Below are 24,977 nucleotides of genomic sequence, written 5' to 3' on the forward strand. Positions count from 1 at the left end.
CCGCCGGAGCTGGACAGATGAGACCCACAGGCGCAATTAGCTAGCTCACCTTACCCCTCGCGGAAAGCGAGCATCCTGGAACGGAAATCACTACTCCCAAAAAGATTTTAAGAATACTAGGAGGAAATCATGCATCCATTAGCCAAGCGCATCCAGCAAAAGGACGAACGTGCCCTCGCAAAAGCGATCACACTTGCCGAGAACAACGGAGCTGACAAACTGGAGCTTTTAAAGAGTATCTATTCCCATCAAAAAAGTGCCCACTGGATTGGGATCACCGGTTCGCCTGGCGCGGGGAAAAGCTCGCTCGTAAACCGTCTTATCTCATTTTTGCGTAAGAAGGGGATGACGGTTGGGATTGTTGCCGTTGATCCAACGAGCCCTTTTAGCGGCGGTTCTATTTTAGGAGACCGTGTTCGGATGGCCGATCATTTTACCGATCCAGGTGTGTTTATCCGGAGCATGGGAACACGCGGGAGTCTTGGCGGCCTGTCCCGTTCTACTAAAGAAACGGTAAGGCTGATGGATGCGTATGGTTTTGATGTGATTTTAATAGAAACAGTAGGGGTAGGGCAGTCTGAACTCGACATTATGAAGCTGGCAGATTCTGTTGCCGTTGTTTTGAATCCGGGAAGCGGAGATGTTGTTCAAGTTTTTAAAGCAGGAATCATGGAGATAGCCGATCTGTTTGTTGTTAACAAAGCAGATATGCCAGGGGTTCCAAAGCTGCTCGCTGAGATCGAAGCGATGCTCGATCTTGTCAAACACGACAGTCCGTACCGCCCGCCTGTCGTTCAGACCATATCTACTGAGAATAAAGGATTAAAAGAGTTGTGGGATGCTATTCTTCTGCACCGTGAATATTTGGAGAAGAGCGGTGAAGGGAAGGAACGAAAGCTTTCTAACCTTAAGCGAGAGGTGATGGAAGTGGTTCAGCATGAAATCTATCAGCAAGTATGGACACACGAACAGAAAAACGGGTTCTCCTGGCTGGCCGACTTAGAATCAGGCAAGACAGACCCTTATACAGCTGCAGAACAAATTTTAACGGAACATATGCAGCCGGCTGACGGGAAACAGAAATGAGGGAGGCCATTTGGGTAAAAAGGAAGTACCGTCGCTCGTAAAAGATGAAAAATTGATTCAGAGACGACGTGAAGAGATGGTAAAAGCGGCCGTCTCCTTGTTTAAGGAGAATGGGTTTCACCGTACGACCACCCGTGAGATCGCAAAAGCATCAGGCTTCAGCATCGGTACGCTTTATGAGTATATCCGGTCGAAGGAAGATATTTTATATCTGGTTTGTGACAGCATCTATGATGGCGTTAAGCTGAGGCTGCAGCAGGATATTAACGGTGAAGACAGCGGGATTAAAGGTGTTGAGCGTGCGATAACCGCTTACTTTAAAGTGATGGATGATATGCAGGATGAAGTGCTTGTTATGTATCAAGAAGCGAAGTCTCTTTCTCATGAAGCACTGCCTTATGTGCTGAAAAAGGAGCTTGAGATGACAGCGATCTTTGAAAATCTGTTGTCTGAAGTAGTGCAGCAGGGAGAGCTTGACCTAAGTGTAAAAGAGATCCAGACGGCTGCTCACAATATTTTAATCATCGGACAGATGTGGACGTTCAGACGGTGGGCGCTGCAAAAGATGTACACTCTTGAAGAATATACCCAATTACAGCTCCAGCAGCTTCTGCATGGCATAAAGGGAGCGTAAGAAAGGATGAATAAGATGACCCAAACCGATATTTACCGGCCAAAAAATCCGGTTCGATTTGTAACCGCTTCCAGTCTATTTGATGGTCATGATGCATCGATCAATATCATGCGAAGAATCATTCAGTCAAACGGATGTGAAGTGATCCATCTCGGGCATAACCGTTCTGTAGATGAAGTGGTGAGTGCTGCGATTCAGGAGGATGTTCAAGGAATCGCGATCTCTTCTTACCAAGGCGGACATGTTGAGTATTTTAAATACATGATCGACCTGTTGAAAGAGCGTGGCGCAGGACATATTAAAGTCTTTGGCGGAGGCGGGGGCGTAATTATCCCACCCGAAATTAAAGAACTTCATGCATACGGAGTTACACGAATCTTCTCACCTGAAGATGGAAGATTGCTAGGCCTTCAGGGCATGATCAACTTCATGGTCGAAGAATGTGATTTCCCCACGGTTACATCCCTTTCCGATGAGATCGAGAAGGTGAAGGAAAAAGACGTTCGTTCCGTTTCGCGCCTGATCACGTTGGCTGAGAACGCAAAACAAGCACCTGAAGAGATCGCAGCAACAGCTGAACAGACGCTGCTCGAGCTAAAAGGACTGCAGAAGCAAGTGCCTGTCCTAGGGATAACGGGAACAGGGGGAGCGGGGAAAAGTTCATTGACAGATGAACTAGTACGCCGTTTCTTAAACGAGTGTGAAGATAAGACAATAGCGATCATTTCCATCGATCCTACAAAACAAAAAACGGGCGGGGCACTCTTAGGTGACAGAATCCGCATGAACGCGATCTATCATCCACGTGTATATATGCGCTCACTTGCTACACGCGGCTCCCGCTCAGAGCTTTCAGATGCGATCAAGGATGCGATAGCTGTAACAAAAGCGGCTGGCTATGACCTGATCGTTGTTGAGACGAGCGGAATCGGGCAAGGCGATGCAGGGATCTCCGAGATCTCAGATGCGTCTTTATATGTGATGACGAGTGAATTCGGTGCGCCGTCTCAGCTTGAGAAGATCGATATGATCGATTACGCAGACATTATCGCGATCAACAAATTTGAGCGTAAAGGCTCTGAAGATGCTCTTCGTGATGTGAAGAAGCAATATCAGCGCTCTCGCAACTGGTTTGATAAGGATCTTGATGAGATGCCGGTCTACGGTACGATTGCGAGCCAGTTTAATGATGCGGGTACGAACATACTCTTCTACCACTTGATGAAGGTGATCGAAGAGAAGTCTGGTGTGGTCTGGGGAATCCAGCCTGCAGCAGAAGCCATGACAGCGAAAAAGAACGTCATCATTCCAGGTGAGCGTGCTCAATATTTAAATGAGATCGCTCAAACTGTTCGCAAGTACCACGAGACAGTAGATGAACAATCAAAGCTTGCGCGTAAATCGTTCCAGATCAAAGGGACTCTTGAAACGGTAAAAGAATATAACGCAGCTGGCGAAGAAGTAGAAGTGGGCTTAAATAAAGCGCTTGAGAAAGTGGAAGAACAGATTCTGCCGGCAACAAGTAAAATGCTGAAGGAATGGCCTGCTCTAAAAGAAATGTACAGCAAGAAAGAGTTTGTAACGAAGATTCGTGATAAAGAAATCGTGACAGAGCTTACGACGAAAAGTCTATCAGGTCTTGATATCCCGAAAGTCGCTCTTCCAAAGTTCGAAGACTGGGGAGATATCGTTAAGTGGATCATGAAAGAGAACGTTCCAGGTTCATTCCCTTATACAGCAGGCGTGTTTCCTTTTAAACGGAAAGGCGAAGATCCGAAGCGTCAGTTTGCAGGTGAAGGCACACCTGAACGAACGAACCGCCGTTTTCACTATCTTTCAAAAGATGATGATGCGAAGCGCTTAAGTACAGCTTTTGATTCGGTGACATTATACGGGGAAGATCCTGATTATCGTCCGGACATCTACGGGAAAGTTGGAGAGAGCGGTGTAAGCATCTGTACACTCGATGATATGAAGAAGCTGTATGACGGCTTTGACCTGATTGCTCCTTCTACATCGGTTTCAATGACGATCAACGGACCGGCACCGATCATTTTGGCGATGTTCATGAACACAGCGATCGATCAGCAAGTGAAAGTTTTTGCCGAGGAAAATGGAAGACAGCCGAACGAAGCAGAGTTTGCTGACATTAAAGCAAAGACACTTGCATCCGTCCGGGGAACGGTTCAGGCAGATATTTTAAAAGAAGATCAAGGTCAGAACACGTGTATCTTCTCTACTGAATTTGCACTTCGTATGATGGGTGATATTCAGCAATACTTTATTGATCATCAAGTGCGCAACTACTATTCGGTATCGATTTCCGGCTATCATATTGCAGAAGCTGGTGCGAATCCGATCACGCAGCTCGCGTTCACACTGGCAAACGGCTTTACGTATGTTGAATACTACCTGAGCCGAGGGATGGATATTAATGCATTCGCGCCGAATCTATCGTTCTTCTTCTCCAACGGTTTGGATCCTGAATACAGCGTTATCGGCCGTGTAGCGAGAAGAATCTGGGCAACGGTTATGCGTGATAAGTACAAAGCGAACGAACGAAGCCAAAAGCTGAAATATCATATCCAGACTTCTGGACGCTCGCTTCACGCACAAGAGATCGATTTTAACGATATTCGTACGACGCTTCAAGCGTTGATGGCTCTTTATGATAACTGTAACTCTCTTCACACGAACTCATATGACGAGGCGATCACAACACCGACTGAGGAATCTGTCCGCCGTGCGATGGCCATCCAGATGATCATCACGAAGGAGCTTGGGCTTGCACGCAATGAGAACTCGCTTCAAGGTTCGTTCATCATTGAAGAATTAACGGATCTAGTAGAAGAGATGGTTCTTCAAGAGTTTGAGCGTATGAATACGAGAGGCGGCGTACTCGGTGCGATGGAAACTCAGTATCAGCGCGGAAAGATCCAGGAAGAGTCCATGTATTATGAGATGAAAAAGCATGACGGATCACTTCCGATTATCGGAGTTAACACATACTTGAACCCGAACCCGCCATCTGAAGAAGAATTCAACATGCAGCTGGCACGTGCAACAAAGGATGAAAAAGAACAGCAGATCGCTAATTTGGCTGCTTTCCAAGAGGCAAGCAAGGATCAAGCTGGAGTGGCTCTGAAGCGCTTGAAGAGCGTAGCGCTCTCAGGTGGAAATATTTTTGAAGAACTCATGAACACGGTGCAATTTGCGAGTCTAGGTCAGATCACAAGTGCCCTATATGAAGTTGGTGGGAAGTATAGAAGGAATATGTAGATAAAAGTAACACTTAAAAGACATAGTATCTCTAAAAAGAGATCCTATGTTTTTTTTGTATGAATTCATGATCACTTTCTCTTTTGGATAACGTGAAAAAATATCATCTGACCCAGCTGTGAACACATGTATATAGGAATGGACCAATACAGCCAATAACCTTTTTCATAATGAAAAAGTCCGATCGACATACTGAAATATTCTATCAGCACTGAAAAAGATGTCCAGATTAAGATATAAACAATAATCATAGACCCTTTAATTCGCAGCTTTACAAAAAAGTACATAAAAAAGTAACTGTAAGGTCCATACATCAGATATGAGAGACAAGAAAAGATAAAATCATACACATCCTCCTTGTCACTTAGTATTTCTAATTGAAAAGGGGGATAAACTACTTATTAGATCAATTTATCCGAGGGAATGGAAAAAAGTTTAAACTTTAAGCAGTACGTGTGCTATGGAGGGAGACCTCATGACTATATTCTTGACGATCTCAATCATGCTGGGAATTGCGGCATTATTATCCCTATTCATTTTAAAAAAATATTTTCATTCAACAGAGTTATTAACATTCTGGCTTTTCATATCTTCAATGTTATTTATTTTTTCCAATATTATTGAGCTGAATTATAAATGGATTAGGTTAAATAATGAAATAACTGTCTTTTGGATTTTAACGATTATTCGTTTAATCGTCATCCCCTGTTTATGCGTATGGCTGCTACTCATTTATTCTTCAAAAGAAATAAATAGGTCTATTAAAATGATATGTACAGGTTTATGGTTTGTTCTTTTAATAGGATTACAATTTCTTCTTAAAACATTGAATCTTATTCAGTTTAAACAATGGAATTTTTATTTCTCATTTGTTGAATGGTTAATTTTATGGTTTCTTGCCGTAGGTTATTGGAGCACATTTAGGGTGTTATTAAAAAAAGAGGGGGTCATTGAATGAGGCTTCCTGAAACCTTTAACAGCAATGAATGGTTTATTATAGCCGTGTGTATCATTTTGATTACACTGTCATTTCTTTTAAAAAGAAGCTTCTTATTTTCTCAAATCATCGTTATTTTTACAGTTAATTTCTTTCTGGCGGCAAGTCTTGATCATATTTTATCAGGTCCCCCATATGATCTATACGACATTATGGATATGCCTGAGTTTGAAATTTTTGATTTAGTCATGTACTTGCTCGTATATCCCTTAAGTGGATATTTGTTCATTTGTTTTTTTTCCATCTTTATTGAAAAAGGGTTTCCAGTTATTGTATTCCTTTTTATGTCAACGCTTACTACAGTCGGTCTTGAATGGATCTCAGTTCAATTTCATGTGTATAAACATCTAAATTGGACCTATTTTTATTCGTTCATTTCCTATCTGGGCATCTTCAGTATAAATATAGCTCTCTATTTTTGGTTTGCGAACGAGAATAATTCCATACACAAATCTGCAAATAGCTAGAATTCAATATTTAAAGGATAAAAACAGACGGGTTAATTCCCGTCTGTTTTTTTATTTAATAATTGACCTGTAAAAAGCTAATGCTAAGAACCGAATAAAATCTTTTGGAATAGAATAAGTGTTTGATGTCTTAGGAAAGGATAACACTGATTATGAAATGGTTTAGGAAAGGGTCAAAACAGGAAGATCTTTCACTTTATAATTTAATACAGCATTTTACAAAATCGGGTGATTTCATCCATTTTCATAATCCGCAGTCCCCTAAACCTTACTGGATTTCATACTATGGGTCACTTGTAGATGCTGAGATCGTTCATCGTGATATTCTTCCATACCTGCAAGATCCCAACATAAGTGGTTATGAAGATTTCCAATCGGCAGTGCCTATTGAAAAAGTGGAGATAACCAGTGATCTGGAAACCATACAAAAAAAGATGTTAGCCGGGTCAGTGCTTATCCAGTTCAGCGAGAATGATAACAAAGGGGCACTCGTACGAGCAGAAATGAATAAAGCCCGGGAAGTATCGATTCCTGAAGAAGAGTTTAGTGTTGTAGGCCCAAAGGAATCTTTTGTTGAATCTTTAACTACGAACTTAAATTTAATAAGAAAACGCCTTCCTATCCCGCAACTTGCAATTAGAGAGTTTACGGTTGGAACCCTATCACAAACAAGAGTTGCCGTTTTATTCATAGAAGAGATTGCAAATGAAGAGAATATCAATACTGTCTTACAGAGGATAGGCGATTTAAAATACCATCAGATATTGGATAGTTCTTATATCGCCCAGATGATATCTGATAATGAAAACTCCCCATTTCCACAGCTTATTGACACAGAAAGGCCAGACCGGGTAGCGGGTGTTCTAGCTGAGGGAAGCATTGTTATATTAGTGGATGGATCACCTCATGCACTGATCGGTCCAACTACCCTCGTGAAATTTTTTGCTGCTTTAGAAGATTATTTTATCAATTGGCAGCTAGCTTCAGCATTAAGGGTGATTCGATTATTTTCCGTGTCCTTTTCCATATTGGTTACACCTGTATATGTTGCCGTTCTCACTTATCATTATGAATTAATACCTAGAGATTTAATGGCAACACTCGTATCATCCAGGAGTTTGATACCACTGCCCCCCTTTTTAGAAGCAGTGATTTTAGAGCTCACAATTGAACTTCTGAGAGAAGCAGGGGCAAGGCTTCCTACAAAAGTTGGACAAACAATTGGTATCGTTGGCGGGATCGTTATTGGGACGGCATCTGTTGAAGCAGGGCTTACAAGTAACGTGCTTCTGATTATCGTTGCTTTGGCTGCCCTTGCTTCCTTTACGACACCCGTATACAAAATGGGTAATTCGATTCGTCTCATCCGGTTTCCTTTCCTTTTATTGGCTGAACTTTGGGGTTTGATCGGCATTGCTCTTGCATTTGCATTTTTAATGGGGCATCTGTTGCGCTTAACTTCATTCGGCAGACCTTATATGGAGCCGATCTATCCGCCTCGTTTAGAAGATTTAAAGGATGCTTTCATTCGGCTGCCTTTTAAGATGCAGCCAAAACGACCGATAGAGCTTCAATCTCCAGACACGATCATGTTCTCTGGGAAAAAAGCCCAAGAGATGAATGATATCGATGAATAATTTTTGACAAGGAGAAATGCCTAATGAAAGTAGATCTAAAAGAACAATTTCTAATATCACCCTCTCTGGCTTTTTTCCTTGTGCACAGTATGCAGATCGGTGTTGGAGTTTTAGGTTTTCAGCGGTATGTAGCAGCTATGGTCGAACAAGATTCCTGGATTACGGTTTTGATTGCAGGGGCTACTGTCCATGTGATCATCTGGATGATGTATAAGATGCTGAATAAGGAAAAAGGGGACTTAATCTCTATCCATGAAAGTACATTTGGAAAATGGCTCGGAGGCGCATTATCGTTTCTTTTTATGATCTATCTTATAGCATTGGGGACCACTGTTCTCCGATCGTTCATAGAAGTCATCCAGGTTTGGATGTTCCCGATGATAAAAACATGGCCGATTGCCCTTGTGTATTTAATCTCAGTTTACTATATAATTGCAGGCGGATTTCGAACGGTTACTGGTGTATGTTTCTTAGGGGTGGTCATTCCTCTTTATCTTGTCTTTACGTTCCTGGCACCGCTAGAATTTTCGAACTATCGCAATCTGCTCCCTATTTTTGATCATTCTGTGAAAGAGCTTGCTTTATCGGTAAAAACAATGACGTTAAGCTACTTGGGATTTGAACTTCTCCTTATTTATTATCCTTTTTTCAAGAAGCCGGAAACCTCCCAAAAATGGTTTCATTATGGAAACCTTTTTACTATGTTTCTATATTTATATTTGATGCTCATTACCCTCGTTTATTTTACGCCGGATCATCTTAAGAGGACCATTTGGGCAACTTTAACCCTATGGAAGATCGTTCGTTTTCCTTTTGTTGAACGTTTCGAATATATCGGTATCGCTTCCTGGGTCGTAGTCATTCTTCCAAACATTTGTTTAGCATTCTGGGCTGCCAGCAGGACTGCTAAACGATTGTTTCATGTCAAACAAAAAAAAGCATTGGGGTTTATTTTGTTACTTTCTGTAATCGCAACTCCTTTTCTTAAAGACAGACAAATGATTGATCGATTAAACAGCTTAGTTTCTGAATTTGGTTTCTATTTCATATATGGATATATCCCGATATTGTTTGTATGTTATTACATCATGACCAAAGTGAGGAAAAAGGCATGAAAAAAAAGATCATCTTTTTCCTCATCATCAGTATTATTGTTGCGTACTTTGGCAGAGTAGAGAAAGAGATTCTAGATGAATTAGAGATTGCAACATCAGCCGGATTTGATTATAAAGGCGATCAAAAAGTTGAAGCTACTGCTGTTTTCCCTCGGATCAATCCGGATAAAACCATTACGAATGAAACGTTATCAACAACTGCAAATTTAAGTAAGGAAGCTTTGCGGGAAATAAACCAAAAATCACACAAACCAATAGAAAATGGAAAGCTAGAAGTGGCAGTCTATAACGAGAAGCTGGCAAGGCATGGAATTGAAGATTTTATAGATACGTTTCACCGTGACCCAAGCATTGGTTCGCGGCTTATTCTTGCTGTTGTTGATGGAAGCTCCAAAAAGATACTGGAAAAATCGTACGGAGAGTTCGACACGGGGACCTATCTTCAAAAATTGCTGGAACATAATATGGCACATGGGATCATTCCTACTTCTAACTTTCACCTTTTTTTATCGGCTTTTTATGCAAGAGGAATGGATCCCATACTGCCGCTTCTTGAACTAAACGGTAACAATATAAATATTAAAGGCCTCGCTTTATTTAAAGGTCCTAAAATGGTCATGGAACTTACGGAAGAAAAGCTGTTTACATTTAAATCGCTTTATGAGGAATTGAGGCTTGCTGGTGTTAAGTTAAAAACGAAAGAGAATAATGAGACAGAATACTTTTCCATTCAAGCAATAAATTCGAAGAAAAAGTTTAAGATAACAAACGTATATACGGATCCGGAAATCAACATCCATTTAAAAGTTACAGGTTCTATACGGGAATATTCAGGGGAAAATGTAGATGCTACAACGATAAAAAAAGCAGAAAAGCTATTAAAAAAGAAGATAAGCAAAGAATCGGCAGAGATGATTAAACGTTTTCAGAAGAAAAGAATTGATCCTCTGGGATTAGGCGAACAGGTTCGAAGCCGGACGAGGCATTGGGATGAGAAAAAGTGGGAAGAGCAATACAAGAATGCGAAGATAAATGTAAAGGTAGAAGTTATCATTACTGAGATAGGTGTTGTAGATGGATTGTCTTAAATGTGCTAAGAAACCCTGTTAAAGAATAACAGGGTTTTTTGGATTGTTTCTGACGTTGGAAATCAATTAAATCAATCAATTCTGGCTGAAACATTTTACTATAAAAATAAAAAAGCGCTTAAAGGGGTATGCTAAAAATTTTTGTACTGGAGATACTAAATACTGTGAGTAATGTGTGAGGTGACATAATATATGCATTTAATAATTGCGGCCGTTACACTCATCGCAGCATGGAGATGGGGTGATTGGAAAAATTGGCAGCTATATTATCCCACTATTCTATTTATGATTGTGGGGAACTTTTTATATAATATTCTAACTTATAACTATCCGATATGGATGTATCAAGATTCTTTATTCCCCAATCATACAATAACAGATATTTTTAATTCATTAGTACTTTTTCCAGCAGTTATTCTGCTTTATCTTCCCCGTTTTCCAAAAGAAGGTATGATAAAAAAGGTAAGATATATTGTTTTATGGGTCATTGTCTTTGTTTCAGTAGAATGGCTTTTATCTTATTTTGGCTTGTTCTCTTATTACAATGGCTGGAGTATTGTCTGGTCTCTTATATTTAATATAGGAATGTTTACCATACTAAAAATTCATTTCCAAAAACCATTACTTGCCTGGATTATTTCGGTTATTGTCATATTATTTTTGGTTATTTACTTTGACGTTCCTATTGAAAAAATGAGATAAGTATAATTGGATAAAGAAAATAATAAATTCATTCCTCTATCAAGCAGTTTTTATTTTTCAAAAAAGATAGATTACTACTGGCATATCCGTATGGGATTTGTTTATAATGAAGAGTATGATTCTTCTAGGGAATGAGCACAATGTGTTGATATAAATGAGTGTGGAGAAGGAAAGGAAGTGCCGATGTGGCTATTTTGAACACGTACACGAAAGAACAAGTCGTTGAAATGTCTATGGTCGAAATCGCATTTGAAATTTTGAAAAATGAAAAGCAGCCTGTTCAATTCTACGATCTAGTAAAACAGATCGCTGAAATTAAAGGATTGTCTAAAGAAGCAGTTGAAAACCGTATTGCTTATTTTTACACAGATATGAACATCGATGGCCGCTTCGTTTCATTAGGCGATAATAAATGGGGACTCAAAACCTGGTACCCAGTAGAAAGTTCTGAAGAAGAGCTAGGTGCAACAAACAAACCAACAAAACGTAAGAAAGCTTCTGAAGATGATTATGACTTTGAAGAGGACTTCGATGATGAAGACTTTGATGAGTTAGAAGTAGAAGACGCATTCGTTGATGAAGACGACGATCTTGCAGATGACGACGATGATGATGAAGATGAAGAAGAATTAGACTTTGACGAAGAAGATGAAGATTTCGAAGAGGAAGAAGAAGATCTTGATGAGGAAGAAGAAGATCTGTAAGTTTGAATGTGAGCTACAAACCGGTGCCTGTGGGTGCTGGTTTTTTTGCTTTTTTATTCCAAAACTGTTCGATATTTTATGTGTAATTACATGTATACATCCTGTATGTTTTGGTGTCCAAATAGTGGCTTTTAGTTGGTGGGGAGTTCTTAAGCCGAGTTAATTCCACAAGAATTGGTTATATATCCAGAAGTTTGGACCAGATATCCACATATCTTGGCCTTAAATCCGAGAATGAACGATATATCCACTAGTCGACAATATGCAACAAATACAGACATCATTCTAACGTAACTTTAAGATCTCATCTCCTATCCAGAAGAGTATATTTTTCATCTGCAGTTCATCTTGACATGAGCTCAAGACTCGGGTATTATTCTTTTTGGGCTACACCTGTATCTTTTAATCAAAAGACTTAATTTTATATGTTATCAAAGCAAAAGTGCCCCCTAACCATAGGGGAAGTGTCTTTTGCTTTTTATTTTTTTACGGATTGGACGTGGCTTACGACTTAAAACAAGCCACCCCCGATAGTAGAAAAAGGATTAAACGCACATACTTAATTTAGTAAATTTAGGGGGATTGAAAAATGGCAAAATATATTTTTGTTACAGGCGGGGTTGTTTCTTCTTTAGGAAAAGGGATTACAGCAGCTTCATTAGGACGCTTATTAAAGAACCGCGGGTTAAAAGTAACAACTCAAAAATTCGATCCGTACATCAACGTGGATCCAGGGACGATGAGCCCGTATCAGCATGGTGAAGTTTTCGTAACAGACGACGGTGCTGAAACAGACTTGGACTTAGGTCACTACGAGCGTTTTATCGACATCAACTTGAATAAATACAGTTCAGTAACGACTGGGAAAATTTATTCAACTGTACTTAGAAAAGAACGTCGCGGTGAGTATCTTGGAGGAACGGTTCAAGTTATTCCGCATATCACAAACGAGATCAAAGAGCGTGTTTTCCGTGCCGGACGTGAAACAAATGCAGATGTTGTCATTACTGAGATCGGCGGAACAGTTGGGGACATCGAGAGCTTGCCTTTCTTAGAAGCGATTCGTCAGATTAAAAGTGATGTAGGTTCTGAAAACGTTATGTACATCCACTGTACGCTGATCCCTTACATTCGTGCGGCTGGTGAGCTTAAAACAAAGCCTACTCAGCACAGTGTAAAAGAGTTGCGCAGTCTTGGTATCCAGCCAAACATTATTGTTGTGCGTACGGAAATGCCTGTTCCTCAAGACATGAAAGAGAAGATCGGTCTATTCTGTGACATTGATCCGAAAGCCGTTATTGAAGCAAGAGATGCTGAAACGCTTTACCAAGTACCGATCGATCTTCAAGAGCAAAAGATGGACGAGCTTGTTTGTAAACATCTTAAACTTGAAACACACGAGCCTGACATGGAAGAATGGAAGCAACTGATCAGCCGCGTAACAAACCTTAAAGGAAAAGCGAAGATTGCTTTAGTCGGAAAATATGTAGCTCTTCAAGATGCGTATATTTCTGTTGTTGAGGCGCTTCGTCACGCGGGTTACAACTTTGATGCAGATATCGAGATCGACTGGATCAACTCAGAGAACGTAAATGCTGAAAACGTGAAGGAGCTGTTAAAAGATGCTGATGGCATCTTGGTTCCTGGCGGATTTGGTGACAGAGGGGTAGAAGGGAAGATCTTAGCTACTCAATATGCACGTGAGAACAAAGTTCCTTTCTTAGGAATCTGTTTAGGTATGCAGCTTGCGTCAGTTGAGTTTGCACGCAACGTTCTTGGACTGGAAGGTGCACACTCTGCAGAATTAATGCCTGAAACGCCATACCCAGTAATCGACCTTCTTCCTGAGCAAAAGGATATCGAAGACTTAGGTGGTACACTTCGTCTTGGATTGTATCCTTGTAAGATTAAAGAAGATACGAAAGCGTTCGCGGCTTATAACGATGAGGTTGTTTACGAAAGACACCGTCACCGTTACGAGTTCAACAACGAATACCGTGAACAGATGGAAAACGCAGGCTTCGTCTTCTCAGGAACTTCTCCAGATGGACGTCTTGTAGAGATCATCGAAATCGAAGATCATCCGTGGTTTGTTGCGTCACAGTTCCACCCAGAGTTCACTTCACGACCAACAAGACCACAAGCATTATTCCGTGATTTTATCGGTGCGGTAACACAATTGAAGAACTAATTTTCGTTTGTAGTATTGCCGGTAGTTCCCTTTTTGCGTGGGAGCTGCCGGTTTTTTTGTGGTTTTTTTGGCGGGCGTGTCCGTTTGAGGTGGACAGATATGGAGGGAATTAAATTTTTCCGTGATAGAGGGCAATTTTTCCGTGATTATTCAACATTTTTCCGTGATCCTCAATAAAAATTCCGTGATCATAGCTGCTTTTTCCGTGATTCATCGCAAAAGTGTTTTTACCATAAAAAATCACCTTAAGAAACTAACACCAAAAAGGAAAAAAGCTTGGCACATCGCCAAGCTTCTCCTTATTCAACATCATATTCTTCTAAAATTTCTTCTGTTGTTAAATATAAAGCGTAATACACGAACAAAGCGGTCAAACCTGACGGAAAACCTAAGCGGGAGCCATCATCGAGCGGCACCAATCCGCGTACTGCCTTCGTATCGATCACGATATCGGCAGCCCCACTAACAGCCGTATCAACATCTACGCCACTATCAGCATCTTTTCTGCGGCCTCCGATCAATATCACATGGCACCCTGCAGCTTCCCGAACTTTCGCACAAAATCCCAGCGCTTCTTCATCATCTATAAATCGCGATGCCACAACGACACTATCGACCGGCAGCAGCTCAGAAAAACTTGAATCTCCAAACGCTCCACCGCTCCGAAACTTGTTCTCTCCATAGAGCGCCTCACTCACAACCGCTTGCATCTCATTAAAGCCCTTAAAATAAACCGTACCATCTGACAGAACAGACTGTGCCAGCAAGCGGGAACTTTCTTCGATCGACTGTTCTTCTTTATCGGAAATGGTTTTTAATAAACCTGCAACTTGTGTTGAAAATATTTTTAACATGAAAAATACTCCTTACTTTATTCAAATCTTCGTGAATTAGTTTATTTATTTAGTATACTTAATTTAACAACACAATTCATGGATGACAGCAGGAAATTGAATAAAGCGTCTCGAATGATATACAGACAATTGGTTTTGTAAAGAAACTCAGATGAGGTGAGCAATAATGAGCGGGAAAATATTAATTGTAGATGATCAGTACGGAATCAGAATTCTTTTAAACGAGATCTTCCAAAAAGAAGGTTATAAAACGTATCAGGCTGCGAACGGTGTACAAGCTCTATCGATTGTGGAAAAGGACCGACCTGATCTTGTCATTTTAGACATGAAAATTCCAGGAATGGATGGTCTGGAGATTCTTCGTCGTGTTAAAAAACATGATGAGACGATTCAAGTTATTATTATGACAGCTTACGGTGAACTGGACATGATTCACGAAGCCATGAAACTGGGAGCTATCACTCATTTTGCAAAACCGTTCGACATTGATGAGATCCGTGCAGCTGTCAGGAAAGAACTTCCAATAAATACTCCATCGTCTTAAAAAACTTTTAAACCCAAGCATGTCGGCGATGGTAGCGTTTACACCCTGAAAACGCTGATGTGTTGCGGTTTTCAGGCGATATTGGTATGCTATACTAGAATGAAATATGAGCATTATGAAATGTTTAGCAAGACGCCATGAAAGGTAAACTATAGTGGCTTCTTTTTGCTGTTTATGCACATTTCAGCAATATACAATACAAACGTAGTTGGTCTGCTCGTGCCAATATCCAAAGGAGGACATATACTATGCCTTTAGTTTCAATGAAAGAAATGCTTGAAAAAGCAAAAGCTGAAAATTATGCAGTTGGTCAATTTAACTTGAACAACCTTGAGTTCACTCAAGCGATCCTTAAAGCTGCACAAGAAGAGAATTCTCCAGTAATTCTTGGTGTTTCTGAAGGAGCAGCTCGTTACATGGGTGGTTTTAAACTTACGGTTGCTATGGTTAAAGCGCTTATGGAAGAGTACAAAGTGACTGTACCGGTAGCGATTCACCTTGACCACGGTTCTAGCTTCCAAAAGTGTGCTGAAGCGATCCATGCAGGTTTCACATCTGTAATGATCGACGGTTCTCATCATCCGTTAGAAGAGAACATCGAGTTAACGAAAAAAGTTGTTGAGCTTGCTCACATCCACGGTGTTTCTGTTGAAGCAGAACTTGGCCGTATCGGTGGACAAGAAGACGACCTAATCGTTGATGATGCTGAAGCAGCTTACGCTGTACCATCTGAGTGTGATCAACTTGTTCGTGAAACTGGCGTTGACTGTTTCGCACCTGCTCTAGGATCTGTTCACGGTCCTTACAAAGGTGAGCCGAACCTAGGATTCGACCGCATGAAAGAAGTTATGGAACTAACAGGTGTACCTCTTGTACTACATGGTGGTACTGGTATCCCAACAAAAGATATTCAAAAAGCAATTTCTTTAGGAACTGCTAAAATCAACGTAAACACAGAAAACCAAATTGCTTCACATAAAGCAGTAAAAGAATATATCGGATCTAACCCGGACAAGTACGATCCTCGCAGCTACTTGACTGCTGCTCGTGATGCGATCCAAGCTACTGTTGCAGGAAAAATGCGTGAGTTTGGTTCTTCCAACAAAGCGTAATTTCCTGGTCAAAAAAGCCTAATATGCACCTTTCTTTGAAACCGCCTATACATCATAGGCGGTTTCATTTACACTATAAGAGTGTGAAACTTGGGAAGAAGTATATCCGTCTAATAAAGTGTCTTTTGAAATTCTGTAAGCGTAATCCTTCGTGAATGAAGACGAGCATGTTATAAAAGAATATAAAAGATAGATAAACTTAACCTATAGGAGTGATTGTTTTGAAATTTTTTATTGATACTGCCAATATTGATGATATTAAAGAAGCCTATGACCTGGGCATTTTATCTGGAGTAACAACAAACCCGTCGCTGGTCGCAAAAGAAAAAGGCGTAGATTTTCATGAGCGATTAAAGGAAATTACGAGCCTAGTACCGGGTTCTGTTAGTGCTGAGGTGATCGGAACTTCTTATGAAGAAATGGTAGAAGAAGGCCGTGAGTTAGCTAAGATCGCACCAAACATCACAGTAAAGGTTCCCATGACGCTGGATGGATTAAAAGCAGTTAAGACGTTTTCTGATGAAAACATTAAAACAAACGTAACGCTTATTTTTAATGCGAACCAAGCCTTATTGGCTGCGCGTGCAGGCGCGACATATGTTTCACCGTTCCTAGGCCGTTTAGATGATATTGGCCAAGATGGACTCGAGCTGATCTCTCAAGTAGCGCAGATTTTTGCGATTCATGAAATACCGACTGAGATCATTGCTGCATCGATCCGCCACCCCGTTCATGTAACGGAGGCTGCTCTTCGCGGTGCGCATATTGCTACAATCCCGCCAAACGTTATTAAAGGGCTTGTGAAGCATCCATTAACAGATCAAGGTATTGAAAAATTCCTTGCTGACTGGGAAGCATCAAATAAAAAGTAATACATGAAAAGAAAATTTTGGTAAATAATAAAACTAACGAAACAGGTAATACAATCACAACTTTTGTGACTCTTACTGAAAGGAGTTTACCATGGAAAAACTGATGATTGAAGGGGGCTATCCTCTCGAAGGAACGGTCCATATAAGCGGAGCAAAAAACAGTGCAGTGGCATTGATACCCGCTACGATATTAGCAGAATCTACCGTTACCATTGACGGTTTACCTAACATATCAGATGTTCGTATTCTGCGTGATCTGTTAGAGGAAATCGGAGGGGAAGCTTACCTGGACGAGAATCAGACTCTAACGGTTAACCCTGAAAATATGATTGCGATGCCGCTTCCGAACGGAAAAGTGAAAAAGCTTCGTGCGTCTTACTATTTAATGGGTGCGATGCTTGGGCGCTTCAAGAAAGCTGTAATCGGCCTGCCAGGAGGCTGCAACCTGGGTCCTCGTCCGATCGATCAGCATATTAAAGGCTTTGAAGCACTAGGGGCTAAGGTTACCAACGAGCAAGGTGCAATCTATTTGCGTGCTGACGAGCTTGTTGGTGCACGAATCTACTTGGACGTTGTAAGTGTTGGAGCGACGATTAACATCATGCTTGCAGCGGTAAGAGCAAAAGGGCAGACGATTATTGAGAATGCAGCTAAAGAGCCTGAGATTATTGATGTTGCAACTCTCCTAACGAGCATGGGCGCAAGAATCAAAGGAGCAGGTACCGATGTCATTCGTATCGATGGCGTCGAAACGATGCATGGATGCCGTCATTCTATTATTCCTGACCGCATTGAAGCAGGAACGTATATGATCCTCGCGGCATCAATGGGTCAGCAAGTACTGCTTGATAACGTCATCCCATTGCATTTAGAATCTCTGATCGCAAAGCTTAGAGAGATGGGTGTGTTCATTGAGACAAAGGATGATCAAGTACTTGTTTATCGCGGAAATAATCCGTTAAAGAGCGTTGATATTAAAACGTTAGTATATCCAGGGTTTCCGACAGATCTTCAGCAGCCGTTCTCATCGCTATTAACAAGCTCTGAGGGAACAAGTATTGTAACAGATACGATCTATAGTGCGCGTTTTAAACATATCGACGAACTTCGCCGAATGGGAGCGAATGTGAAAGTTGAAGGACGTTCTGCTATAATAAATGGGCCTGCCAAATTAGAAGGTGCAAAAGTAAAAGCATCCGATCTTCGTGCAGGTGCAGCACTCGTGGTTGCAGGCCTTATGGCAGAAGGCGTGACTGAGATCTCTGGACTTGATCATATCGATCGCGGCTACGAATCTTTAGTTGATAAGTTAAAAGGACTTGGTGCTAAAGTGTGGCGTGAGAGTTTAGGTGCTGAAGAGATGGAAGAACTAAAGAATTCATAAAAGCTTAGGAGAAATCACCTTCACCCGGTGATTTTTCTTAAGGATAAATATGTAAGCGTTTTAAGTATGGGGAGGGGAACACACATGGAGAGAAGTTTATCAATGGAGCTAGTACGTGTAACAGAAGCGGCAGCTCTTGCATCAGCACGTTGGATGGGTAGAGGAAAGAAAGACGAAGCAGACGAAGCAGCGACAACTGCAATGCGTAATGTTTTCGACACAGTACCGATGAAAGGGACTGTTGTAATCGGGGAAGGCGAAATGGACGAAGCACCGATGCTTTATATCGGTGAAAAGCTTGGAACAGGCTATGGTCCGCGCGTAGACGTAGCTGTTGATCCACTTGAAGGAACAAACATCGTAGCTTCAGGAACATGGAACGCGCTAGCCGTTCTGGCTGTTGCTGACCATGGAAACTTGTTGCATGCCCCAGACATGTACATGGACAAGCTGGCAGTTGGCCGCGAGAGTGTAGGGAAAGTTGATATTAACGCACCCGTTATAGATAACTTGAAAGCAGTTGCAGAAGCAAAAGGGAAGAACATTGAAGACTTGGTAGCGGTAATACTAGATCGTCCGCGTCATCATCAGATTATCCAGGAGATCCGTGAAGCAGGTGCTCGTATTAAGCTGATCTCAGATGGTGATGTAGCAGCAGCGATTAACACGGCTTTTGATGATACAGGTGTTGATATTCTATTCGGTTCAGGAGGGGCTCCAGAGGGAGTTATTGCTGCAGTTGCATTAAAGTGCCTTGGTGGAGAACTTCAAGGAAAACTTCTTCCTCAAAACGATGAAGAATTAGAACGATGCAAACGTATGGGGATTGAAGATGTGAATCGTGTATTGTACATGGACGACCTTGTAAAAGGCGATGATGCGATCTTTGCTGCAACAGGTGTAACAGATGGAGAGCTGTTAAAGGGTGTTCGTTTTGACGGATCTAAAGGTACAACACAATCTGTTGTAATGCGTGCGAAATCGGGAACTGTACGTTTTATCGATGGTACGCACAGTCTAAAGAAAAAACCAGATTTAGTAATAAAACCTTAAGTAAAGCTGAGGCCGGACAGTGCGTCCGGTCTTTGTGTTACATTTTGATGAAATCATCTTTCGTTTAGTTGCAAACACAAGGTTTGTGTTGTACATTCACGTTAGATAGGCTTGTGTCCCAGAGTTTCTTCAGCTTGATTAAAGACCGATTTTGTGGTTAAAATAAGAAGTATGATTCATTTTTATTAAGTTTCTTCATACCCACTAAACCCTTACTTTCAAAAGGAACTCCTTCCATTAACCAAAACCAAACCAACACATAAAAAAATCCCAATTTTAATAAAACACAAATTTAGATGTTAATAATAGAAAAGCGTGGTGTCACTATGGGGATAGATTTAGCAACATTGGAAACAAAGAAATTAAAAGAGCTTTATGAGCTTGCCAAACAATTTAATATACAGTACTACGGAAAGCTGACAAAACGTGAATTAATGTTTTCCATTCTAAAAGCACAAGCTGAACTTGATGGTTATTCATTCATGGAAGGTGTTTTGGAGATCATTCCAAACGAAGGATTCGGTTTCTTGCGTCCGATCAACTACTCGCCGAGCTCACAGGATATCTATATCTCTGCGTCACAGATCCGCAGATTCGATCTGAGAAACGGAGATAAAGTTTCAGGAAAGGTTCGTCCTCCAAAAGAAAATGAACGATATTATGGCCTTTTACAAGTAAATGCTGTGAACGGTGAAGATCCTGAGACAGCAAAAGAAAGAGTGCATTTTCCTGCCCTGACTGCTCTTTACCCTGAAAAGAAAATGGTCATGGAGACAACAAGCAACAACATCTCTACTAGAATCATCGATATGATGGCTCCTGTAGGATTTGGCCAGCGTGGTCTGATCGTTGCTCCTCCAAAAGCAGGGAAAACAAGTCTTTTGAAGGAAATCGCCCACAGTGTAACGACAAACAACCCGCAAGCAGAACTGATCGTCTTGCTGATTGATGAGCGTCCTGAGGAAGTAACAGATATTGAGCGTTCTGTAAAAGGGGACGTTGTCAGTTCGACGTTTGATGAAGTGCCGGAAAACCATATTAAAGTGGCAGAGCTTGTACTAGAGCGTGCGATGCGTCTTGTTGAGCATAAGAAGGATGTTGTCATTCTGCTTGATAGTATTACGCGTCTTGCTCGTGCGTATAACTTGGTGATTCCGCCAAGCGGACGTACACTTTCAGGTGGTATCGACCCTGCAGCTTTCCATCGACCGAAGCGTTTCTTTGGTGCTGCTCGTAACATCGAAGAAGGTGGAAGCTTAACGATTTTAGCAACAGCACTTGTCGACACGGGTTCTCGTATGGACGATGTAATTTACGAAGAATTCAAAGGAACAGGAAACATGGAGCTTCACTTAGACCGCAAACTGGCTGAGCGCCGTATTTTCCCTGCGATCGACATTCGCCGTTCTGGAACAAGAAAAGAAGAGATGCTTATCGCGAAAGATCATCTTGAGGCCCTTTGGTCGATTCGTAAAACAATGGATGACTCATTTGATTTCGTAGATAAATTCATGAAACGCATGCGTAAAACCGAAAACAATGAAGAGTTTTTTGAGCTTTTTGAGAGTGAGAAAAAGGGAACAACGAAAAGGGTTAAAACCGTAACAAACTAGCGAAAAAGTATGGTTGCAAATGGGTTTTGTCCCTGTTATACTGTTTTTATGTGTTTATAACTCTGTTTCCGCATAGGAATCAGGGCAGAAGGAGTGGAATTAGAATGAAACAAGGAATTCATCCGAATTATAAGAAGGTTATCTTTGTTGACGCTCAAAGCGGATTTAGCTTCCTTTCAGGTTCAACTTTGTCTTCAAACGAGACAATGAAGTGGGAAGACGGTAACGAATATCCAGTAATTAAAGTGGATGTAAGTTCTGACACTCACCCGTTCTACACTGGACGTCAGAAATTCACTGATGTTGGTGGACGTGTTGACCGCTTTAAGAAGAAATACAACCTTAAGTAATTTGTTGCAAGTAAAAGGGCAGGAGTCTTTCTTGCCCTTTTTTCTTTTATATTCTATATAGAAAAAAACATTTCAGACTCGGTAACTGTTCTTTGATGGGCCGGGTTTTTTATACGCCATAAAAGGAGTCGCGTACTCCTATGCCGAACGTTACGTATGAAAAAACAATCAAAATCGTACATACTAAAGGGAAAGATTGTGTGAAAGGGGGAGCAGGCTATGTATGTGATGAAACAAAATGGCTGGATTGAATTGATCTGCGGCAGCATGTTCTCTGGAAAGTCAGAAGAATTAATTCGCCGTGTAAGAAGGGCTACATATGCCAAGCAAAAAGTACAGGTATTTAAGCCGTTGATCGATAACCGCTACAGTGAGGAATCGGTTGTATCCCATAATGGAACTGCAGTTCTGGCAGAGCCTGTTGGACGATCAGTTGAAATTTTAAAAAATGTACTTCCTGAAACAGAAGTGGTTGCGATTGATGAAGTGCAATTCTTTGATGAAGATATCATTCCAGTTGCTCAAGAGCTTGCTGATCAAGGGCTGCGCGTGATCGTTGCCGGACTTGATCAAGATTTTAAGGGTGAGCCATTCGGACCTGTTCCAATGATGATGGCTCTTGCTGAACATGTAACAAAGCTTCAGGCAATCTGTATGGTTTGTGGTTCTCCTGCCAGCCGTACACAGCGTTTGATCGACGGAAGACCTGCTTCTTATGATGATCCTGTTATTTTGGTAGGGGCTTCAGAGTCATATGAGCCGCGTTGCCGTCATTGTCATGAAGTTCCAGGAAAGAAAAGAAACCTGCTTTCAGGCGCAGAGGGCTTTGAGGGCCGATTAAAATAATATATTTTGGTTAAACTAGTCCGGGAGCGGGGTGCTTCCGGGCTTTTTTGTGTGTTGAATAAGATTTTCCGGATGTCGAACTAAGCTGAAATTTGTCAGCTCGCTGATATATGGAGCAAACTCGCTGGATTATGACTAAAAATCGCCGGAAAAACGTGAAATCTCGCCGGAATACTCTTCATTTTTCTTGAATTTACTCACTGGCCATTTCTTAACTTCTTAAAAAAAGGCAGTTTCGCTTTGCCGAACTGCTCATTATCCATCATAAACCTCTCTCAATCAGGAAATCCTAACGATATGGGAGGTGTTTATAGTGAAAAAGGCGATTTTTACTCCGCTTTTAGCGCTTCTCGTGACGGCAGCATGTTCACCGATGCAGTCGTATAAGGAAGAAGGAGCTAAATCGGAGCCTGCTGCTTATGAAAATAAACAGGATGTACGTGATAACCTGTTTGGACATGGGATTATAAATTACCACCTAACAAAAAATGAACCGCGTGTGAATTACAGCTATGATACGAACATGAATCCAAGTGATTATCGAAGCATGAATCAAACACGTTTTGATTTATCCGATGATCAGGATAAGATTCGTGAGGCTGTAATTGATGCTTCGGGTATCAATCCACAGATGGTTACGATCAATGGGAACTATGCCCACATTCATGTAAATGCACCGCGCGATACTTCCAAAAAGGAACGTGCTGCACTATACCGTAAAATTATGAATGCTGTAGAACGTGCGGTTCCCCGTTATAATTTCTCGCTAAAAATCGACCACTAACTTTAGACTTTCAGCCACTTTCTATGTTTTCTTCTTATCTGATAGGGTAATTAACTTTTATCGGATGAGAGGAGGGACTCAAAAATGGTCGAGAAAAGAAATTCTGAAGATTCTCGGGAACAAAAAGAGAAAAAGCGGTCAAATGAGGATATCGAACCACAACGTGATCCCAAAAAGCCAGATCACACCGGAAACCAGAACCCGAATGAAAAGTAAGAAAATAAAATAAAACCGGCCCTGTCAAAAGGACCGGTTTTTATATGGTTATTTCGATCTCCTCGCAGCCTGTTGGATCGGATCCCATGAACCGTTGTAAGGAGGAGCGTAAGATAAATCCAGATCAGCGAGCTCTTCAACGTCCATCTCATGATATAGAGCAGTGGCTAAGACATCAATTCGCTTATCCACACCTTCTGCTCCGATAATCTGACCGCCTAATAACTTCTTCGTTTCTTTATGATAGGTTAATTTCAATTCAAGTTTTTTAGGGTCAGGATAATAACCCGCATGACTCTTCGATGTTATTTTGATCTCATCATACGGAAGGTTCAGTTTTTTTGCTTCTTTGTTCGATAATCCCGTTTTCCCTAATGATAAGTCCATAAACTGAATAATAGAAGAACCTACGATTCCTTTAAAATGTTTTTCAACACCAGCCATATTTAAACCTGCGATCCGGCCCTGCTTATTCGCTGTCGTTCCAAGCGGAATATGATCATTGAGCTTTTTTATCCGGTGGTAATGTGTCGCACAATCTCCCGCCGCATATACGCCATTCACATTCGTTTCCATTCGTTCATTCACTACGGCAACACCCTGTTCGTTCAAAGCTACATCGGTATCCTTCAGAAATTCTGTATTCGGCTTCACACCAACAGATACGATGACAAGGTCGGTCGGATAATCTTTTTTAGCCGTTTTAACAAACTGAACATGATCATCACCTTTAAAGCCAAGCACTTCTTCCTCTAGGCAAAGTTCAATACCATGTTTCTCTGCTTCTTCATGAATGTATGGAGCTAAGTCTTCATCAAAAATGCTTCCAAGCTGATTGCTTCGCTGTATGATGCGAACACTTTTTCCAAGTCTAAGCACGTTCTCCGCCATCTCAAGACCGATATAGCCGCCACCGATGATCGTTACATGCTGAACATCTTTCAGGCCTGCCATGAGCTCTTCAGCATCAGGGATCGTTTTTAGAGGGTAGATCCCTTTAAGATGAGCACCTGTCCACTGTTTCGGAATGATCGGCCTTACTCCAGTTGCGATCAAAAGCTTATCGTAGCCTACCTCAAACGGTTCACCTGTCTTCGTATGAATACCTGAGACCGTTTTAGAAACAGTGTCTACAGCATTTACTTCATGAAACGTCCGCGCATCCATTCCGTATTTTTCTCTGAACGTTTCAATGCTGCGGGCAATTAGTCTTTCCGTAGAAGGGATGAGTCCGCCTACTACATAGGGAAGTCCGCATTGTCCATACGAATAGATGCCGCCTTTTTCAAGAACGGTTATGTCTGGATTCTCTTGGTTCCGAACGATCTGCATGGCAGCACTCATGCCAGCTGCGTCTCCTCCGATAATACAATATTTCATCTGATCAGCTCCTTACATGCTTCTAACCATATAGTATTCCCATTGCCTCAAAAAAAGTAACTTTACGTG

23 protein-coding genes are annotated in these 24,977 nt (G+C 41.3%); 21 read left to right on the plus strand and 2 right to left on the minus strand.

Annotation, left to right across the window (positions count from 1 at the left end):
- The first annotated feature begins 129 nt into the window (after positions 1–129).
- The 11 genes from meaB to pyrG all read left to right on the plus strand — a co-directional run bounded on the left by meaB (position 130) and on the right by pyrG (position 13,900).
- Entirely contained in the window at positions 130–1,086 is a 957-nt protein-coding gene (gene meaB / locus IEV52_RS00895; RefSeq protein WP_188400665.1) for a methylmalonyl Co-A mutase-associated GTPase MeaB, read from the plus strand.
- A gap of 10 nt (positions 1,087–1,096) precedes the next feature.
- Positions 1,097–1,720, plus strand: coding sequence for a TetR/AcrR family transcriptional regulator (locus tag IEV52_RS00900; RefSeq protein WP_188400666.1), 624 nt, complete (start codon positions 1,097–1,099; stop codon positions 1,718–1,720).
- Positions 1,721–1,735: 15 nt separating this feature from the next.
- On the plus strand, positions 1,736–4,999 hold the full coding sequence (icmF, locus tag IEV52_RS00905) for a fused isobutyryl-CoA mutase/GTPase IcmF (protein WP_188402189.1): 3,264 nt from the start codon (positions 1,736–1,738) through the stop codon (positions 4,997–4,999).
- Between the two features lie 502 nt (positions 5,000–5,501).
- Positions 5,502–5,957, plus strand: a complete 456-nt coding sequence (locus tag IEV52_RS00910; RefSeq protein ID WP_188400667.1) for a hypothetical protein — start codon at positions 5,502–5,504, stop codon at positions 5,955–5,957.
- The gene (locus tag IEV52_RS00915) at positions 5,954–6,463 is read left to right on the plus strand and encodes a hypothetical protein (RefSeq protein ID WP_188400668.1); all 510 of its coding nucleotides are present in this window, start codon (positions 5,954–5,956) and stop codon (positions 6,461–6,463) included. Before IEV52_RS00910 ends, IEV52_RS00915 begins: the two co-directional genes overlap by 4 nt.
- 152 nt (positions 6,464–6,615) lie before the next feature.
- Positions 6,616–8,100 (plus strand): spore germination protein, encoded by a 1,485-nt coding sequence (locus IEV52_RS00920; protein WP_188400669.1) that lies wholly within the window; start codon positions 6,616–6,618, stop codon positions 8,098–8,100.
- A gap of 23 nt (positions 8,101–8,123) precedes the next feature.
- Positions 8,124–9,215, plus strand: coding sequence for a GerAB/ArcD/ProY family transporter (locus tag IEV52_RS00925; RefSeq protein WP_188400670.1), 1,092 nt, complete (start codon positions 8,124–8,126; stop codon positions 9,213–9,215).
- On the plus strand, positions 9,212–10,303 hold the full coding sequence (locus IEV52_RS00930) for a Ger(x)C family spore germination protein (protein WP_188400671.1): 1,092 nt from the start codon (positions 9,212–9,214) through the stop codon (positions 10,301–10,303). Before IEV52_RS00925 ends, IEV52_RS00930 begins: the two co-directional genes overlap by 4 nt.
- 192 nt (positions 10,304–10,495) lie before the next feature.
- Positions 10,496–11,005, plus strand: coding sequence for a CBO0543 family protein (locus IEV52_RS00935; RefSeq protein WP_188400672.1), 510 nt, complete (start codon positions 10,496–10,498; stop codon positions 11,003–11,005).
- Between the two features lie 185 nt (positions 11,006–11,190).
- Entirely contained in the window at positions 11,191–11,709 is a 519-nt protein-coding gene (rpoE, locus tag IEV52_RS00940) for a DNA-directed RNA polymerase subunit delta (protein WP_308464555.1), read from the plus strand.
- Positions 11,710–12,298: 589 nt separating this feature from the next.
- Positions 12,299–13,900, plus strand: a complete 1,602-nt coding sequence (gene pyrG / locus IEV52_RS00945) for a CTP synthase (RefSeq protein WP_188400673.1) — start codon at positions 12,299–12,301, stop codon at positions 13,898–13,900.
- A 299-nt stretch (positions 13,901–14,199) separates the two neighbouring features.
- Here the strand turns inward: pyrG and IEV52_RS00950 are convergent, their stop codons facing one another.
- Complete coding sequence (locus tag IEV52_RS00950) at positions 14,200–14,754, minus strand: DUF2529 family protein (protein WP_188400674.1); 555 nt, start codon at positions 14,752–14,754, stop codon at positions 14,200–14,202.
- A gap of 163 nt (positions 14,755–14,917) precedes the next feature.
- On the opposite strand from IEV52_RS00950, the gene IEV52_RS00955 reads away from it, so the two are divergent.
- From IEV52_RS00955 to IEV52_RS01000, 10 genes are all read left to right on the plus strand, one after another.
- Positions 14,918–15,298, plus strand: coding sequence for a response regulator (locus IEV52_RS00955; RefSeq protein WP_188402191.1), 381 nt, complete (start codon positions 14,918–14,920; stop codon positions 15,296–15,298).
- Between the two features lie 248 nt (positions 15,299–15,546).
- A complete protein-coding gene (gene fba, locus IEV52_RS00960; protein ID WP_188400675.1) occupies positions 15,547–16,410 on the plus strand; it encodes a class II fructose-1,6-bisphosphate aldolase in 864 nt (287 codons plus the stop codon).
- A 221-nt stretch (positions 16,411–16,631) separates the two neighbouring features.
- The gene (gene fsa / locus IEV52_RS00965) at positions 16,632–17,282 is read left to right on the plus strand and encodes a fructose-6-phosphate aldolase (RefSeq protein ID WP_188400676.1); all 651 of its coding nucleotides are present in this window, start codon (positions 16,632–16,634) and stop codon (positions 17,280–17,282) included.
- Positions 17,283–17,373: 91 nt separating this feature from the next.
- Positions 17,374–18,666: a UDP-N-acetylglucosamine 1-carboxyvinyltransferase gene (gene murA, locus IEV52_RS00970; protein ID WP_188400677.1), complete on the plus strand. Its 1,293-nt coding sequence runs from the start codon at positions 17,374–17,376 to the stop codon at positions 18,664–18,666.
- A gap of 84 nt (positions 18,667–18,750) precedes the next feature.
- A complete protein-coding gene (gene glpX, locus IEV52_RS00975) occupies positions 18,751–19,719 on the plus strand; it encodes a class II fructose-bisphosphatase (protein ID WP_188400678.1) in 969 nt (322 codons plus the stop codon).
- Positions 19,720–20,045: 326 nt separating this feature from the next.
- Positions 20,046–21,332: a transcription termination factor Rho gene (rho, locus tag IEV52_RS00980; RefSeq protein ID WP_188400679.1), complete on the plus strand. Its 1,287-nt coding sequence runs from the start codon at positions 20,046–20,048 to the stop codon at positions 21,330–21,332.
- Positions 21,333–21,436: 104 nt separating this feature from the next.
- On the plus strand, positions 21,437–21,682 hold the full coding sequence (locus IEV52_RS00985) for a type B 50S ribosomal protein L31 (protein ID WP_188400680.1): 246 nt from the start codon (positions 21,437–21,439) through the stop codon (positions 21,680–21,682).
- Positions 21,683–21,901: 219 nt separating this feature from the next.
- Entirely contained in the window at positions 21,902–22,528 is a 627-nt protein-coding gene (locus IEV52_RS00990) for a thymidine kinase (protein WP_188400681.1), read from the plus strand.
- Positions 22,529–22,841: 313 nt separating this feature from the next.
- On the plus strand, positions 22,842–23,312 hold the full coding sequence (locus IEV52_RS00995) for a hypothetical protein (RefSeq protein WP_188400682.1): 471 nt from the start codon (positions 22,842–22,844) through the stop codon (positions 23,310–23,312).
- Positions 23,313–23,396: 84 nt separating this feature from the next.
- Positions 23,397–23,528, plus strand: a complete 132-nt coding sequence (locus IEV52_RS01000) for a 3-methyladenine DNA glycosylase (RefSeq protein ID WP_188400683.1) — start codon at positions 23,397–23,399, stop codon at positions 23,526–23,528.
- Between the two features lie 48 nt (positions 23,529–23,576).
- On the opposite strand, the gene IEV52_RS01005 is transcribed toward IEV52_RS01000, so the two are convergent.
- On the minus strand, positions 23,577–24,908 hold the full coding sequence (locus tag IEV52_RS01005) for an FAD-dependent oxidoreductase (RefSeq protein WP_188400684.1): 1,332 nt from the start codon (positions 24,906–24,908) through the stop codon (positions 23,577–23,579).
- Positions 24,909–24,977: the final 69 nt, after the last annotated feature.

Origin of the sequence: Fictibacillus barbaricus (genome assembly GCF_014635025.1) — a bacterium.
GTDB classification, from domain to species: Bacteria; Bacillota; Bacilli; order Bacillales; family Fictibacillaceae; genus Fictibacillus; species Fictibacillus barbaricus.

Excerpts from the sequence above, each read along its gene's own strand:
- rho (WP_188400679.1), top strand. The coding sequence starts at position 20,046 with ATGGGGATAGATTTAGCAACATTGGAAACAAAGAAATTAAAAGAGCTT.
- icmF (WP_188402189.1), top strand. The coding sequence starts at position 1,736 with ATGACCCAAACCGATATTTACCGGCCAAAAAATCCGGTTCGATTTGTA.
- IEV52_RS00930 (WP_188400671.1), top strand. The coding sequence starts at position 9,212 with ATGAAAAAAAAGATCATCTTTTTCCTCATCATCAGTATTATTGTTGCG.
- IEV52_RS00935 (WP_188400672.1), top strand. The coding sequence starts at position 10,496 with ATGCATTTAATAATTGCGGCCGTTACACTCATCGCAGCATGGAGATGG.
- pyrG (WP_188400673.1), top strand. The coding sequence starts at position 12,299 with ATGGCAAAATATATTTTTGTTACAGGCGGGGTTGTTTCTTCTTTAGGA.
- murA (WP_188400677.1), top strand. The coding sequence starts at position 17,374 with ATGGAAAAACTGATGATTGAAGGGGGCTATCCTCTCGAAGGAACGGTC.
- IEV52_RS00990 (WP_188400681.1), top strand. The coding sequence starts at position 21,902 with ATGTATGTGATGAAACAAAATGGCTGGATTGAATTGATCTGCGGCAGC.
- IEV52_RS00910 (WP_188400667.1), top strand. The coding sequence starts at position 5,502 with ATGCTGGGAATTGCGGCATTATTATCCCTATTCATTTTAAAAAAATAT.
- fba (WP_188400675.1), top strand. The coding sequence starts at position 15,547 with ATGCCTTTAGTTTCAATGAAAGAAATGCTTGAAAAAGCAAAAGCTGAA.
- IEV52_RS01000 (WP_188400683.1), top strand. The coding sequence starts at position 23,397 with ATGGTCGAGAAAAGAAATTCTGAAGATTCTCGGGAACAAAAAGAGAAA.
- IEV52_RS00915 (WP_188400668.1), top strand. The coding sequence starts at position 5,954 with ATGAGGCTTCCTGAAACCTTTAACAGCAATGAATGGTTTATTATAGCC.
- IEV52_RS00950 (WP_188400674.1), bottom strand. The coding sequence starts at position 14,754 with ATGTTAAAAATATTTTCAACACAAGTTGCAGGTTTATTAAAAACCATT.
- IEV52_RS01005 (WP_188400684.1), bottom strand. The coding sequence starts at position 24,908 with ATGAAATATTGTATTATCGGAGGAGACGCAGCTGGCATGAGTGCTGCC.
- IEV52_RS00985 (WP_188400680.1), top strand. The coding sequence starts at position 21,437 with ATGAAACAAGGAATTCATCCGAATTATAAGAAGGTTATCTTTGTTGAC.
- meaB (WP_188400665.1), top strand. The coding sequence starts at position 130 with ATGCATCCATTAGCCAAGCGCATCCAGCAAAAGGACGAACGTGCCCTC.
- IEV52_RS00920 (WP_188400669.1), top strand. The coding sequence starts at position 6,616 with ATGAAATGGTTTAGGAAAGGGTCAAAACAGGAAGATCTTTCACTTTAT.
- glpX (WP_188400678.1), top strand. The coding sequence starts at position 18,751 with ATGGAGAGAAGTTTATCAATGGAGCTAGTACGTGTAACAGAAGCGGCA.
- IEV52_RS00925 (WP_188400670.1), top strand. The coding sequence starts at position 8,124 with ATGAAAGTAGATCTAAAAGAACAATTTCTAATATCACCCTCTCTGGCT.